The following is a 14,275-nucleotide window of genomic DNA, read 5'->3' on the forward strand; positions in this document are numbered from 1 at the left end:
TGATCTTAGTCTCTATGCTGATTTTGGTCATAAAAATACCCCCAAAGTTGTATTTCCAACTTTGGGGGTACGGGTCAAATCCAAAAATCAGCTGCCGTCTTTAATTTCAACGCATACAGACAGATAAACATATACACGACGATGCTTAACAATAAGGCTTTGCGTGTCGATGCCTTTTTAGCCAGCCAGGCATAAAACATTGAAAAAGGTGCTGCAATCAGCTGTACTGCCAGCATGACTACCATCAACGTGGTCGTCTTGATGCCCAGATCCTCACCAATGACCGTTGCCATGGTTACGATCGTATCAACGCCATCAATAAAGAAAAAATAGGCTACCAAAAACCAAAAGGCCTGCTTATAGTGGTTAATGTGCCGCAAGGTCTTGATCACACGCTGCCAGCTGTTGGCAATACGATTTTTGGTATCAGGAACGCCATAGCGCTGCCGACCGTTTTTCATCAATGGCCAGGCAAACAACAGCCACCAGATCGCCGAAAGCCAAAAACTAAAACGCGCCACGCCATTGCCATCCATCATGCCAAAGCCATTCGTCAACTCGGCGGCTAAAAAGATCGCAAAGGAAAGCACACCGCCAAGATAGCCAAAGCCAAAGCCGGCTGAAGATACTTCATCCATCTGCTCATCATCGGCCACGTCCGTTAAGAAGCTGTCGTAGAAAAGATTGCTGCCAGAATAGCCCATGTTGGAAATCACGTAAACGATGATCAGCCACAACCAGGCCAGCGTGCCACTGGCCGGCAAAACACCTAAGATGACAGCTGTTACGATCCCCAGCCAAGTAAATACGTTCAGCCAGCGTCGTTTAGCATGCGGATAATCGGCCAAAGCTCCCAATAGCGGTGCCAACACGGCAATGATTAAGGTACTAAAGCTGTTGGCATAGCCCCAGTAGGCTGTCGAATCAGCCGATGAAATGCCGCCTTTTAAGGCAACGGCTTTAAAGTAGATGGGAAAGACTGCGGTCGTAACCAGCATGGCATAGCCGGAATTAGCCCAGTCATAAAAGATCCATTCCCACTGCTGCTTGTTAAACTTCAATCTAATCACCCTTTCAGTACATAATTCCAAACGATAACAAGGTTTTTGACCTGAAAAGATTCTCTCTAATAGTATTTTAGCGCTGTTCGATCATGTCATGTGTATTTACTGGTCATTTCAGCCAAATCTAAAACCCATCGCCAGCAGCCGATGGGTTAAAGTGTCTTAATCTAAATTATTGTACTGAGTTATTAATTGATTCGCTTAGTCACTCGGCGTCTGATTGATATGGGCCAATGATCAGCTTGGTTTTTTTCAGCGGATAGGGTACGTGTTTACGGTCCACAATTTGGATTCGTTCAATCCGCCCAATTGCTGGATGATTGTCATGACCGACGGGAACACTGACCAGATCGCCTTCTGCTAATTGCTCGTCTTCGGTACGATAACAATAGGTACGGCCACCATCTTCAAACGAGACGTCACAGTAAATATATTGACCAGGCCGGCGCCATTGGTGATGATACAGAGCTGGATCAAGCAGCTCATTGCCATCGTAAAGCTCCAAAAATTCCTCGATCTGCATAGCCAGTTTGGGAAAATCAACCGGCAGTCCCTGCTTGTCAAATGAACCATTGATGATCCGCGTTTGATTATCAGCGCTCTGGATTTCAATTGAATAGCTGCGCTGATCATCAGGGTCATACACCACGTCATCAGCGTTACCATTGACGTATGCCAAAAAGTTTGGCGTCTGCAATTCGTCTAATAAAGCATCGATGGCTTCGGTAATGTGATAGCGATACTCCATTTTACAGCTGTCACTGAGCCATTTTTGGTAGATCAGCTCCTGATTGTTGCGATCAAGCGTAATTTTTTCGTGATAGTCAAGATAAAACGGCCCAGCATCCATTTGATAAAGCTTAGCCTGACGATGATAGCGAATCGTCAATTGGTTGATTTTTTCAGCATGTACCAACCCATCAAACAACCACAATTTAGCATCTCCTGGCCAGATTCCACGTAATTTTTGGGACAATTCACCCAATTCGGCATCCGTCAGCCAGTAGCCGCGTGTCTGATACTTTCGCCCATCCGTTGCAATTAAAGTCAATTGCCATTCGTTTTCAGCATTGCTTGATTTAAATGAATGGTGCTGTCTAAAATAATCAGCCAGCTGTTCCAAAAAGACGTTCAGCTGAAATCCCTTTAAATTCTCATTTTGTTTGACCAGCGTCTCATATTGATCATCCATAATCTGCAAAGCAGCCTTGCCATTGCGACCGATTTTGAGCCATTGGACAACAGCTTTGGTATCTTCGCTGGTTTTTGAGATCAGTTCCATGTGTGCGATCACGCCATGAAAAACGAATGGCGAATCAACACTGCCTATGGCCAATTTTTTCAGCCGCTGCAAGGCCAGGACCAGCCACGCTTTTTGAGAATCTGCTGGGTGATCTTGCCAATATTGCCATTGCCAATAGATGGCATGGCCCAGCATTACTTGATCATTGATTTTTTCAATAATTTTTTTAAAACCTTCCAAAGAGGTCAGTGGCCGCTCAATTGGAAAGGCATCGTCAAGATCGATCGTTGGCTGATCAAAATGCAGGTCCTGGCACTGCCATTCAAATTCATCGTCCATTATTGCCGCATTTGGCAACTGGGCTTTGAGCAAAATTTCCAGCCACTGATCAGCAAAATTAAACACTGCTTGATTTTTTGCCATCGTGCCATCCCCTTTGATCTAATTATCCCTAATCTACCATTTTTAACCGGTTTTGGAACAATAAAAAGAGAGTGAAAAAAACTAATTCTTCTAACAAAATAAAATAACTTTAATAATAGAAATGGCTGAAGATCAACGCTTTAAATAACGCAATCTTCAACCATTTTTCTGTTTTGAGACTTTATTCCCAGCCTTATGAAAAATTGCGAATCGTCAATGAAACTGCCAAAATCAAGGCTCCAATCCCAACTAAAATCTGCATCAGGCGGCCTGGCAGGTGACGAACGATGATTGGCCCTAAAATACCGCCAATGATGTTGCCAATCATCAATGGCAAAACGTAATGCCAGCGAATCGGTGTTTCCAGAGCAAATACGATCCAAGCCGTCGTATTGGTGGCCGTCATTGCTACGTTTTTTAAGGCGTTGTTGATAGCAAAGCTTTCCTGCCGATTAATAATCGTCAACAGCGTCAAGCACAAGACACCTGCCCCGGCATTAAAGTAGCCAGCATAAACCCCGATCAAAAAGATCCACAGCATATTAAAACCGCGCTGTACCAATGACTTGCCAAACATCTTGCTGTTGGCTGACATGGTTGACTGTGCCTGCTTGGGTTGGTGCGGAAACAGCAGAATAATCCCGCCAATCCCAATACAGATCGGTACCAGATACTTAAACCAGGTTCCCGGCAAGGCAAACAAAAGCCATGCTCCGAGCACTGATCCAACCAATACCAGTGGTAAAACCAATTTGACCTGTTTTTGATGGCCTCGCAGCTCTTTAGTTGATGCTGCCAGTGAACTGTAGCCACTGGCAATCGTTGAAAAGGCACTGGTTACGTTAGCCGTCACTGGCGGCAAGCCCATCGCCAATAGTGAAGGATAGGTCACCAAAGACGCCAAACCGGCTGCCGCGCTAATGATGCCTGCCAAAACACCAATACCAATCATCAAAAGAACAAATCCCACTCCCGTCATCTCTTTTCCTAAAATAATGTCAGAATTGTTTTTTATTATAGAACATTCATTGATAGTTTAGACCCCGCAATTTTAAAAAGCATTAAAACCATCAAAACAAAAACAGTGCAATGTCTTGTTCAAATCAAAACATTGCACTGCTGATATTTTTACGATTGATATTGTGGTCTAGTCGGCCTGATCTTGGGCAAACACCTTCGCCAGACCATCGACTGCTTTTTGTAGTTTTTCCATTGAAGCCGCATAAGAGATTCTAAAATAGCGGACGGGCAATTTGGTAAAGGCCGCTACGGGAACAACCGCAACCTTGGCTTTTTCTGCCAGATGTTCGGCATAAGCCATCGAATCGCCATCAAAGCCGTCTGGAATCTTAACCCATAGATAAAAGGCCCCTTTTGGCTTGGTGTATTCAAAACCAATCTTATCCATTGCCGCCATTAAAAATTTGCGTCGGCGATCGTATTCAGCCTTCATTTTGGCCGTGTCTTCATCACCATGCAGCAAAGCTTCTTGGGCAGCATCCATATTCATCGTAGCATTGGTGGAAATCGCTGCTTGGTGAACCTTGGCTAAAGCCTTTAAAACGTCACGTGGGCCGCAAATATAGCCAACGCGCCAACCGGTCATGGCCGCATTCTTGGATACACCATTGACGTAGAGCGTCTGATCCGGCAACAGCTTGGCCATTGAAAGATGCTCGCCTTCATAAAGCAGATCAGCATAAATCTCATCATCCAAGATGGCAACGTTATAGTTTTTAAGCAGGTCTGCCAAGGCCCGCAGCTCATCTGGCGTATAGGTAACGCCGGTTGGATTGACCGGATAGTTGAGTACCAATACCTTGACTTTGTCACCATACTTGTCGAGTGCTTCTTTAAGCAGTTGTGGCGTTACCTTGAAGTCTGGAGCTGACGTTTCAAGCTCAACAGCTTGTGCATTGCACAGCTCGGCATTGATTCGATAAAGCGTGTAGGCTGGGCACGGAACCAACACGACATCACCTGGCTCACACAAGCCATTGATAATCGTACTGATCGCCCCGCTGGCCCCTTCCGTAACGAAGATTTCGCCTTCTGGATCATAGTGAAGATCAAAATGGCGGGCCAGATATTGACTGATCGCATTGCGTAGCCCCGGCGTCCCCCAGTTGTGAGGGTAGTGCGTATGATCATCAAGGATGCTTTTAATCGCTGCCAGCTTAACATGGTCGGCCGTTTTAAAATCCGGTTCGCCGACCGTCAGATTGACCATTTCTGGATCACTGCCGTACTTGTTGTTAAGTACCCGAATTAATGACGGCTTGGATGACTTGAGACTTTCTGGGACCAACGATGCGATTTTACTCATAAAAATTTCCTCCTTATGATAACTTTGATGAATGATTAACTATTTGACTACCAGCACGTCCACATCAGCATGACGAACAACATAATCGGTATGTGATCCTTGCAGCATCTTTTCAACCGCATTAATTCCTGTGCTGCCAAGAACGATTAAGTCGATATCATGTTGTTTGGGATAATCATAGGCTAAAATGGTCTTGATACTGCCAACGACCACCTCTGCACTGGCATTGTTTTCCTTATCCAGTGCTTTTTTCAAGTATGGTTGCAGTTTTTTTCTGGTTCGAACGGCAAAGTCTTGGTAAAAGTCTTCATTGACCCCAAACGAAGAATCCATCCCCCGATCACGATTGACGACCCAAACCAAATAGAGCTTGGCCCTAAAAGCCTTGGCCAGCTCAATGGCTGTTTCAAAAGCTTTATCGGCCCGCTTTGAGCCATCGATGCCAACCAGGATATTTTGATATACCATATTAAATTCCTCCTTGATTGACTGCGTTTAAGTGCGAATGGCGTCGGCCATAGCTAAAGTAAAATATCAGCCCTAAAGCCAGCCAGATAAAGAATCGTACCCAGGTCTCCCAGTTGAGCCCTGCCACCAGCATCAGACAAAAGGCAATCGAAACGATCGGCGTAAACGGAACGCCTGGTGCCTTGAAGCCACGATGCAGATCAGGCTGGGTATAGCGCATAATCAAGATGCCAGCCGAAACTAAGATAAAGGCCGTTAGCGTCCCAATATTGACCAGCTCAGAAAGAATATTTAGGTTGATCAGGCCAGCACCAAGCGCGGTAATAATGCCAAAGAACCAGGTCCCCTTAAAAGGCGTCTGATGTTTTTGATCGACTTGACCAAAAAACTTTGGAAAAAGACCATCACGTGACATTGAATAGCTGATTCGCGACTGACCATATAGCTGCACCAAAATCACGGTCGTCATCCCTAAAATAGCACCAATAGAAACAATAATTGAAAGCCAGTTTTGCCCCGTTTTAGCAAGCACGGCCAAAATCGGTGCATTGATGTATTTTTGGAAAACCGGATAGCGAACGACCCCAGTCATCGTCAAAGTCATGCAGAAATACAAAATCGTTGAAACCACCAGTGAGAGCAAGATTCCTCGCGGCAAAGTTTTGCTGGGATTGATCGTCTCTTCGGCACTGGATGAGACGGAATCAAACCCAATAAAAGAAAAGAAGACGATTGAGGCCCCAGGAATAATCCCGGTTGCCGTTCCATTATGATGGGAATACCATCCGTAAGGGCTGAACGGGTGCCAGTTTTGCGGCTTGATAAACCAAACAGTGCAAGCAATAAAAAGAATAATTACGGCCAATTTGATGATAACCATAGTATCGTTGACGCGCTTGGTTTGGGTAATTCCCATTGAGATGATCCAGGTAATGATCAAAACAACCAAAAAAGCCGGTAAATTAAAGTAACTGGTAACACCAGGCGTCGTCCCCGCTGCCGCAGCCAAAGCCTGTGGAATATGGATGCCAAGACTGTCAAGCAGGCTGGTAAAATAACCCGACCAGCCAACCGCCACCGTAGCCGCACTCAGCGCATATTCCAAAATCAAGTCCCAGCCAATGATAAAGGCAATGATTTCACCAAAGGCAATATAAGAATAGGTATAGGCCGAACCAGCAATCGGCGCCATAGAAGCAAATTCGGCATAACATAGGCCGGCAAAGCCGCAGCAGATAGCCGCAATCAAAAACGAGACGGAAAGCGCCGGTCCAGCTGTAAGAGCCCCCTTACCGGTCAAAACGAAGATTCCAGTCCCAATAATGGCACCAATTCCTAGAAAAGTCAGGTCCCAGGTACGGAGCGTTCGTTTTAGTGGTGACGCATTATTGATCAAGACATTAACATCTTTTTTGCGAAACAGAGACAACATAGGCAAGCTCCCTTCTAATCAAAAGTTAACATAAACTTTAGCTGATTTTAATATGGGAGTAAATAAGATTGTCTTAAATCGTTGCAACTTTTGTTAATAAAGCGCTTTATAACAAACAACGTTAATGTAGTTATCTATCTAATCTTTTTTTAATAAAGTAGCACCATTTTGATTTATGGATAATAAAAGCGTTATCAAACGGATCGTGAGCAAATTAATCTACCAAAAAATCCTCTTAAAAATGATGTCCTGGCCGTCCCAGCAATCACTTTCAAGAGGGAGGAGCACTCTTTTTAGTCTGAGCAGTCGTCTAAATCGGTTCGCCATCAAGCATACTTATGCGCGATTTTGCCGCAGACAGCCGCGACGATTGCTCCCAATAGATCATCAATAAACGTGTTGATATGTTTTTCATCGGTATCAAAGCTTTTAATGATGCCATACTTGACGCGATCCAGATAGCCGAAGTTGGTTGCGCCGATCGTACCATAGATATCAGAGATCTGCAGTGCCAGTGCCTCATCCACGCCAAATACCCCTGCATCTTTTCTGATGATCGAAAGCAGCGGTTCTTTGATTTGATTTTCTTCCGCCAGGCGATCCAGTTCCAGTGCAACCATGGCATTGTTAAGCAGCTCACGCTTGTGCATGACGTTGAGCAGCTCTTCATAGCAGTCTTCTTCCGTTAGTTCGGGAATAAACTGCTGCTGCAGGTCAAACGCAATCTTGGCCAGCTGGTGCAGATCAACGCCGCGTTCTTTTAATCGAGTCACTACAAATTCATATGCCTTGGTATCTGGATACTTAAAGTCTTTTGTCAGCAAAATCTTCACCTCATTATCAAACCGCTGCTTTTCCTGTCGTCTGCCACCACCAGATCAATAAAATGATTATAATAATCAGACCGAGTAATTCAATCAACAGCCAGAACTTTTTGTGGGGACCATCTGGCAGTGGAAAAACAAACACAAATGGTAAAATCAGCCAGCCATGCCTTAACAGCCAAAATAGCATCGTAAGCCCCCTTTAATTTAACACATTGCAATTATAACGCGACTGACCATCACTTCGGCTTTTATTGTTGTTTTGTGGTAAAATAGCTTTCTTAAAGAACACTATAGAAAGTTGGCACTAGTTATGGGAACCGTCATCGTCTTGCCTGATTTAAAACAGTCATCCGCATTTTGGCAACAGCTCAATATTGGTCGTCATCAGCTTCGGTTGATTGACTATCGTTTGTTCAATGATGCTGCCTCAGACTATCAATCGCTGGCTAGGCAAATTGAAGAACTGGTGCGCCAGGTTCCACAGCCAGTCACGCTGATTGGTGATGGCATTGGAGCCATCATCGCGCTGAAAGTCGCTGTAACGGCATTCGGCCGCATTGACAATCTACTTTTGGTCAAGCCGCAATATGAGATCCCGACTGCTCGGCTCAAACGTCAGGCTGCACGCTGGCGACTGCTTCCGCAAGGCAGTTTTAAGGACCGGCCGCTTGATAAAAAATCATCCTTAGCGCTGCTACAGTCGTTGTATGACGTCGACTTGACCAATCAGCTGATGCATATTCAATGCCCCACCACCGTTTTTTGCGGCACCCGCGACCGGCAAAATCGCACGGCAGCTCAAGGCCTTAGCAACCGGCTTTTTGATGGTCATCTGATCTGGATTGACAAAATGGAGGCTGCCATTAATGATGACGGCTTAAAATCATTGGGCAATCAATTACGCTAACCAGACAAAATAAAACCGCTTGGAAATTGTTCCAGGCGGTTTTTTGATTGCTTAGTTTTGCCAGTTGATGTTTTGTTCATTGGCCAAGGCATAGTCAACCAGCTCTTTACCATCCAGATCAACCTTGTGCATGTCAACGGCATTGATTTGGTTGTTGTCATAGGTCGTGTAGTAGTAGATCCCACGATCGGCATTGACACAGGATGAATAAATCGTAAACTCAAATTGATTATTCTCGACGCCATCCAGGTTCTTTTGCTGCTCAACTGAATGCAGAATGTGGAAGAAGTTGCCGACGTTCTCGTTTTCGGTTTCTCCCTTAGGTGCGTTAAGCTTGGTAAAGGCAACCTTGACAAAACGCGACATTGAGTCCATCCCGCCAGGCAGGCCCCGCGTTCCCAAGCCACGACTGTAGTTATCGAGCTCAAGGTCTTTGCTGAACTTGTTTTCTGGCTGCTGAGGACTTAAGAACTGGTAGTTGTTCAAGTTGAACAGCTGCTTGTCAAATTGAGGATTGTTGGTCAAGACGCCAACTGGATTGTCATAGACGTGCAGACCATCACGATCACATTCAATCGTTAAAGTCTTTTCAGATGCCGTTTCAGCCATCAGCCAGTGCAGTGGTGAAAGCGGCAGCTGTTCGCTAAAGTCGATCTTAACCAGGTTGATCTTGTCTAACAAAACCTTAGCTTCGGCCAGTGTTGCGCATTGGCCCAGAATCCATGATACGAACTCAAATGGCGATACGTTGTCCTTGCCTTCTGCGTATGGCTTGTAGTCGGCGTTGCCTGGGTAGTTCAAGCCAGCCATGCTTAACCCTTTTTCATTGGTAGCGTCAAAATAAAGCGGATAATTGTCGACCGTCGTTGCCATACCGATCAAAGCATAGTGATGTTCAAGCGTTGGCATCTTGCGGAACGTCAGCGGAAAATTGCGCGGCGTGATCGTAACCTTTTCACCATAAGACAGTTCCAAATCCAAATTCCGACCAAAATAGTGGTCACCAGCAGTATAGGTTGCTGCAGTACACATGAGCCTTCACTCCTTTACAAATGTAAATTATCATTATTCGATCATCATTTTAGTGCAAACTATTTTTAAAACAAGTATTGCATAAATAAAAAAAACTGCTATCACGAGGGCCCAATCCCGTTATAACAGCTTTTTTACGTTTTTGTCGATTAATAGATTTAAATAATTCTTATTGTGTTTTTAAACAATTCTTAAACTAATTTTTTGTCAATTTCTATAAAAATCAAATCAGGTAGGGAAAACATAATCCTAATCGGTAACGTTCAGTTCAACCGTACCAAAACCATAATCAAACTTGGCTTCCCACTTGCCGGCAGCCAGTTTTGGCGGCAGCACAAACGTTCCGGAAGATACCAGCTGACCCTTCTTAAACTGCTTACCTTGTTTAGCCAGCTTGGCAACCAACCATTGCAGCGACTTCAGCGGATTGCCAAGAACTTCTGAGGAATCCCCTTCATCTTTCTTCTCGCCATTAAAATATAGCTCGGCGTGAACCTTAGCTGCATCTTCTGGCGTCGCAAAGACCTTATCCGTGTCGCGTTCTTCACCATAGACAACCAGGCCGCCAACCGCACAGTCTGACATAACGTTGTACTTGGAAAGACTTGGGAACCAGTCTTTAAAGCGTGAGTCAGGAACCTCAAGCGTGCCGCAAACCGTTGTCTTCTTCATCAGATCTTCCAGCGAGTCGTCCGGTGACAGATCCTCCTTGGCCCGAAAACCCAGTTCTACTTCAGCCAGTGCCGCCATGCGATCACTGAGCTTAACCGTTGCTGGCGACTTTAAGAAGTGGTCTTCAACCTGTTGACCATACAGTGGTGAGTCAGAGTCAAACATCTTTTGCGTTTCTTCACTGGTTAATGAGACCTTGTAGCCGCCAACTGGTTGATCCTTGAGTGCCATGACGCGATCTTGAACGCGGTAGGCCGTGTCATCATCGGTAACGACACCTTCCCATTCAGATTCCAGCAGTGGGTTGCCGGACTTATAAGCGTCGTACAGTGCTTGGGCAAATTTTTCTTGTGCGTCGGTCAGGTTTGCTTGTTGTTCAGTCATATTGAATTCCTCCATTTTTATCGCCTCACGCTAGCAGATGATATTAATGGTTCCGGCGTGAGTGTTCATGTCTTGTTCGTTTTGTACCGTGCATTTGAATATTAATGTCGCTAATGTCGCTGTCTTTCATGACACTCACCTCTTTTATTGTCTGATTTGAATACGAATTAAAAAACGTCCTTTAAATACCGGCTGCTGCCAAGTATTTAAAGGACGTCACACGGGCGTGGTACCACCTTTTTTCGTTAAGTACAAACTTAACCTCAAACAAACCCAAATTTGGATTCATCGGCACGATAATGGGTGCTGCCAGGTGCGTCTTACTAAGTTTTTGACGCCCAACTCATAGGCGATTTTCATTCAAGGGCTTGGCTGACTCGCAACTACCGTCAGCTTTCTGATTTCCTGCGGCTGGAACTACTCTTCCTAATCAATGTTTTTAATTATTTTCTAATTCGTATTTAATTTATGTTTATATAATAAGCACCACAATCCTCAAAGTCAATAGGTTTTTGAAATTTTATCATCATTTTCTAATTTAACGCTTATAAAATACCACAGAAATGCTGATTCTGTCGTTACATTATTGCCCCGCCAAGCGTAAAATATAATCAATCAACGACGCGAGGTGAGAAGATGCGGTGGAACAACAATCGCCAAATTGGCCAAAACTATCGTGTTATGATCAGACTGATGTTTGCCGTTGCCATCATTGCGGCTGTAATTATGGCCATTTTTGATGATCATCCCGATCTGGATCCGACCATTTTACAAAGTCGTACCACACACCTAAAAAGATCGCTCAACCAAAATCTAGACCATGATCAATACATAAAGATCGATGTATCTGAACGCCGCATTCTTTTAAAAACATCGGCACAGAATCTTACCGATCAGCAGCTAAAAAGTCAGCTGGATCAGTTAACCAATCAGATCAGCACGCTGCAAAAAGCTGCCCAGACACATCTGCACATCTACGTACAAAATCAGCACGGTCAGATCATTGCCCAGATCAAAACCGATCATCGCGGCTGGTACCGCAGTCAAAAAGGCCTTAAAGTCAAAGCTGTATTCGGAACGCAATAGTCATCGCCAGCAGCGGTGGCTTTTTATTTAGCCGCAAAACGACTAAAGCTTCAGCAGCCGCGGCCAATAATCAGTTTTGCATGGCAATCACGAATCCCTTAGGCCGCAGCCGCCGTTTTTGCAGGCCCTGCGAAATCAACGGCACCAGTTGGCAGTCCAATGATTCGCGCCCCGTATTGAAAACTGCCGTTAGCTGCTTATGCTGCAGTTGACGCTTAATTACGATACCTTGATCATTCGGCAAAGCAGTCAGTTCAATCGTGCCCTGTGCTATCAGCTGCCAGTGTTCTTTTCGCCATTTAATCAAATCACGAACAAAATCATGCATTGCCATCGCTTTTGCATCGGGGTACCAGTTCATCGGCTTGCGACAATCCGGATCGTTGTCACCGGTCATCCCATATTCGGTACCGTAATAAATTGATGGACAGCCCGGCTGCAGAAAAGTAAATGCCAGTGTCTGTCTGACCAGCTGATCATCTTCGTTGGCTAAGGTCATAATACGAGCCGTATCATGCGAATCAAGTACATTAAACATCATGGCATTAGTCTGATCGCGATAAAGCATTAATTGATGACTTAAACGATCAACCAGTCCTTGGCTGCTCAGCTCGCGTTTGATGAAATGATTAATAATTGCGCCAGTATAGTCATAGTTCATCACGCCGGTAAACTCATCGCCATTGAGCCATGGCTGTGCAGAATGCCAGATCTCCCCCAGAATATAAAAATCATCTTTGAGTGTCAGCATCTCATTATGGAAACGACGCCAAAAGTGATGGTCAATCTCATTGGCAACGTCCAGCCTCCAGGCATCAATATCAAATTCACGCACCCAATAGCCCGCAATATCTAAAAGCCAGTCCTGTACCTTGGGATTGGCCGTATTAAGCTTTGGCATATGTGGCGTGTAGTCAAACGTGTCGTAGGTCGCATCCTTGGCAAATTCAAAGTTGTCCGTCGGTGTATAGGTAATTGGGAAACGATTGATATGAAACCAGTCGGCATACTTTGAATCCTGGCCATTTTTCAAAACGTCTTGCCACATCGGCGACTGATCACCAATATGATTAAAAACGGCATCCAGCATAACGCGCATCCCTCTTTGATGTGCCTGCTCAACCAGTTTCTTAAACAGCTTAGCATCACCAAAATGTGGATCAATTTGATAATAATCTTGCGTGTCATACTTATGATTAGAAGGTGCCTTAAAGATTGGATTAAAGTACAAGCCATTAACGCCTAGCTGTTTAAGATAATCCAGATGATTGATAACGCCTTGCAGATCACCACCATAAAAGTCCTGGCGCCCAGGATGCGTTTGGGGATCCCAAGGCTTAGTGCCTACCGGATCATTGGCAGCATCACCATTGGCAAAGCGCTCTGGAAAAATCTGATACCAAACCGTCTGCTCAACCCATTTTGGTGCGTGAAAGGCATCAATATCTTGAAAATAAGGCATTCGAAAGTAGGTATTGGCATCCTCTAGCATTTTTAAATCATCTGACTTGATAAATCCCTGGTCAGTATAGATAAAACAATTGTTAGACTGATCAATCAGTTCAAAGGCATAGGCTAAACGTTTCTTAGGCTCAGTTACGGCCAATTGCCAATAGTCAAACAGCTCATCGGTATGAATCTTTTTCATTGGCGTCGGCTGCGTATAAAATTTTGGTAGGTCCGGTCGGCTGCGCAGACTGTATGGATCACCGTGCAATAGACTGACACCAGCAATATCATCTTTAGCCGTTTTCAAACGAATATGCATGATATCTTTAGTATAAAGATAGGCCATTTCGCTTTCGGGGCGATGATAGACTCCAGCAAAGTTCATAAAATGCTCCTTTATTCAGAATCAGTATTTTAAGTTACAGTTGATTTTAATTTTTTGCCAGCATAAGATCAAGCCAAGATAAGCACTCAATATCATCTCTAACTATAAAACTCCAAAACCACTATGGATCAACCTATCCATACGCTTCATCAATCGGCCCATTTTGTCGCTAATAGTACCAAATATGACTACTCCAATGGTCCACTGGAAGGCATCAATCATAAGATCAAAAACTTAAAACGTAGCTGTTTTGGCTTCCGTAACTTTGAAAATCTGCTTCGGCGCATTGAATGCATCCGTTATTAAAAAATCCCCACTTCATTTTTGAAGCAGGGAATAGATCTTCACCAATACGATTTGACAAAAACAAAAAAACTCGATGATAGATCTAACCATCACCGAGTTATCAAATAGTGCTGACTAAAGGATTCGAACCTTCGACCTACGCATTACTAGTGCGTTGCTCTGCCAACTGAGCTAAGTCAGCATGATGCGTGGCGATGCCCTATCCTCGCAGGGAGCGATCCCCCAACTACTTTCGGCGCGTTGAAGCTTAACTTCTGTGTTCGGCATGGGA

Annotated in this window: 12 protein-coding genes, 1 tRNA gene, 2 pseudogenes and 1 other annotated feature; of the genes and pseudogenes, 3 read left to right on the forward strand and 12 right to left on the reverse strand. The window is 44.6% G+C overall.

Annotated features, from left to right (window positions below):
• Positions 1 to 77: 77 nt before the first annotated feature.
• The 8 genes and pseudogenes from HF864_RS08855 to HF864_RS08890 all read right to left on the reverse strand — a co-directional run.
• Positions 78 to 1,061: pseudogene (locus tag HF864_RS08855) on the reverse strand (MFS transporter); the annotation flags it as partial.
• 208 nt (positions 1,062 to 1,269) lie between these two features.
• A complete protein-coding gene (locus HF864_RS08860; protein ID WP_169462630.1) occupies positions 1,270 to 2,730 on the reverse strand; it encodes a hypothetical protein in 1,461 nt (486 codons plus the stop codon).
• A gap of 193 nt (positions 2,731 to 2,923) precedes the next feature.
• Entirely contained in the window at positions 2,924 to 3,709 is a 786-nt protein-coding gene (locus HF864_RS08865) for a sulfite exporter TauE/SafE family protein (protein ID WP_169462631.1), read from the reverse strand.
• A 168-nt stretch (positions 3,710 to 3,877) separates the two neighbouring features.
• Positions 3,878 to 5,056: an aminotransferase class I/II-fold pyridoxal phosphate-dependent enzyme gene (locus tag HF864_RS08870; RefSeq protein ID WP_169462632.1), complete on the reverse strand. Its 1,179-nt coding sequence runs from the start codon at positions 5,054 to 5,056 to the stop codon at positions 3,878 to 3,880.
• Positions 5,057 to 5,095: 39 nt separating this feature from the next.
• On the reverse strand, positions 5,096 to 5,524 hold the full coding sequence (locus tag HF864_RS08875) for a universal stress protein (protein WP_169462633.1): 429 nt from the start codon (positions 5,522 to 5,524) through the stop codon (positions 5,096 to 5,098).
• Between the two features lies 1 nt (position 5,525).
• Positions 5,526 to 6,953: an amino acid permease gene (locus tag HF864_RS08880; RefSeq protein ID WP_169462642.1), complete on the reverse strand. Its 1,428-nt coding sequence runs from the start codon at positions 6,951 to 6,953 to the stop codon at positions 5,526 to 5,528.
• Between the two features lie 329 nt (positions 6,954 to 7,282).
• Entirely contained in the window at positions 7,283 to 7,780 is a 498-nt protein-coding gene (locus HF864_RS08885; protein WP_169462634.1) for a phosphatidylglycerophosphatase A, read from the reverse strand.
• A 16-nt stretch (positions 7,781 to 7,796) separates the two neighbouring features.
• Positions 7,797 to 7,970 (reverse strand): hypothetical protein, encoded by a 174-nt coding sequence (locus HF864_RS08890; RefSeq protein ID WP_169462635.1) that lies wholly within the window; start codon positions 7,968 to 7,970, stop codon positions 7,797 to 7,799.
• Positions 7,971 to 8,093: 123 nt separating this feature from the next.
• Here HF864_RS08890 and HF864_RS08895 point away from each other — a divergent pair, with 123 nt between their 5' ends.
• Positions 8,094 to 8,690 (forward strand): alpha/beta hydrolase, encoded by a 597-nt coding sequence (locus tag HF864_RS08895; protein ID WP_169462636.1) that lies wholly within the window; start codon positions 8,094 to 8,096, stop codon positions 8,688 to 8,690.
• 51 nt (positions 8,691 to 8,741) lie between these two features.
• Here HF864_RS08895 and bsh read toward each other — a convergent pair whose 3' ends face one another.
• Together bsh and HF864_RS08905 are read right to left on the reverse strand one after the other, a co-directional pair.
• Complete coding sequence (bsh, locus tag HF864_RS08900; protein ID WP_169462637.1) at positions 8,742 to 9,722, reverse strand: choloylglycine hydrolase; 981 nt, start codon at positions 9,720 to 9,722, stop codon at positions 8,742 to 8,744.
• Positions 9,723 to 9,971: 249 nt separating this feature from the next.
• Positions 9,972 to 10,778, reverse strand: coding sequence for a 2-keto-4-pentenoate hydratase (locus tag HF864_RS08905; RefSeq protein ID WP_169462638.1), 807 nt, complete (start codon positions 10,776 to 10,778; stop codon positions 9,972 to 9,974).
• A 206-nt stretch (positions 10,779 to 10,984) separates the two neighbouring features.
• Positions 10,985 to 11,221 (reverse strand) — a binding site (T-box leader).
• Between the two features lie 193 nt (positions 11,222 to 11,414).
• On the opposite strand from HF864_RS08905, the gene HF864_RS08910 reads away from it, so the two are divergent.
• Positions 11,415 to 11,864: a hypothetical protein gene (locus HF864_RS08910; RefSeq protein WP_169462639.1), complete on the forward strand. Its 450-nt coding sequence runs from the start codon at positions 11,415 to 11,417 to the stop codon at positions 11,862 to 11,864.
• A gap of 70 nt (positions 11,865 to 11,934) precedes the next feature.
• Here the strand turns inward: HF864_RS08910 and HF864_RS08915 are convergent, their stop codons facing one another.
• Positions 11,935 to 13,698: a glycoside hydrolase family 13 protein gene (locus HF864_RS08915; RefSeq protein ID WP_169462640.1), complete on the reverse strand. Its 1,764-nt coding sequence runs from the start codon at positions 13,696 to 13,698 to the stop codon at positions 11,935 to 11,937.
• Positions 13,699 to 13,809: 111 nt separating this feature from the next.
• Between HF864_RS08915 and HF864_RS08920 the strand changes: the two are divergent.
• Positions 13,810 to 14,004, forward strand: a pseudogene (locus HF864_RS08920) (transposase); the annotation flags it as partial.
• Positions 14,005 to 14,112: 108 nt separating this feature from the next.
• Here HF864_RS08920 and HF864_RS08925 read toward each other — a convergent pair.
• Positions 14,113 to 14,185: transfer RNA gene (locus HF864_RS08925), tRNA-Thr, on the reverse strand.
• Positions 14,186 to 14,275 lie beyond the last annotated feature (90 nt).

The organism is Lactobacillus sp. MRS-253-APC-2B (genome assembly GCF_012843675.1).
In the GTDB taxonomy this organism is placed as follows: Bacteria; Bacillota; Bacilli; order Lactobacillales; family Lactobacillaceae; genus Limosilactobacillus; species Limosilactobacillus pulli.

What these genes read in the sequence shown, in the direction of transcription:
- HF864_RS08865 (WP_169462631.1), bottom strand. Translation starts at nt 3,709, where the DNA reads ATGACGGGAGTGGGATTTGTTCTTTTGATGATTGGTATTGGTGTTTTG.
- HF864_RS08870 (WP_169462632.1), bottom strand. Translation starts at nt 5,056, where the DNA reads ATGAGTAAAATCGCATCGTTGGTCCCAGAAAGTCTCAAGTCATCCAAG.
- HF864_RS08860 (WP_169462630.1), bottom strand. Translation starts at nt 2,730, where the DNA reads ATGGCAAAAAATCAAGCAGTGTTTAATTTTGCTGATCAGTGGCTGGAA.
- HF864_RS08890 (WP_169462635.1), bottom strand. Translation starts at nt 7,970, where the DNA reads ATGCTATTTTGGCTGTTAAGGCATGGCTGGCTGATTTTACCATTTGTG.
- HF864_RS08905 (WP_169462638.1), bottom strand. Translation starts at nt 10,778, where the DNA reads ATGACTGAACAACAAGCAAACCTGACCGACGCACAAGAAAAATTTGCC.
- HF864_RS08910 (WP_169462639.1), top strand. Translation starts at nt 11,415, where the DNA reads ATGCGGTGGAACAACAATCGCCAAATTGGCCAAAACTATCGTGTTATG.
- bsh (WP_169462637.1), bottom strand. Translation starts at nt 9,722, where the DNA reads ATGTGTACTGCAGCAACCTATACTGCTGGTGACCACTATTTTGGTCGG.
- HF864_RS08915 (WP_169462640.1), bottom strand. Translation starts at nt 13,698, where the DNA reads ATGAACTTTGCTGGAGTCTATCATCGCCCCGAAAGCGAAATGGCCTAT.
- HF864_RS08875 (WP_169462633.1), bottom strand. Translation starts at nt 5,524, where the DNA reads ATGGTATATCAAAATATCCTGGTTGGCATCGATGGCTCAAAGCGGGCC.
- HF864_RS08895 (WP_169462636.1), top strand. Translation starts at nt 8,094, where the DNA reads ATGGGAACCGTCATCGTCTTGCCTGATTTAAAACAGTCATCCGCATTT.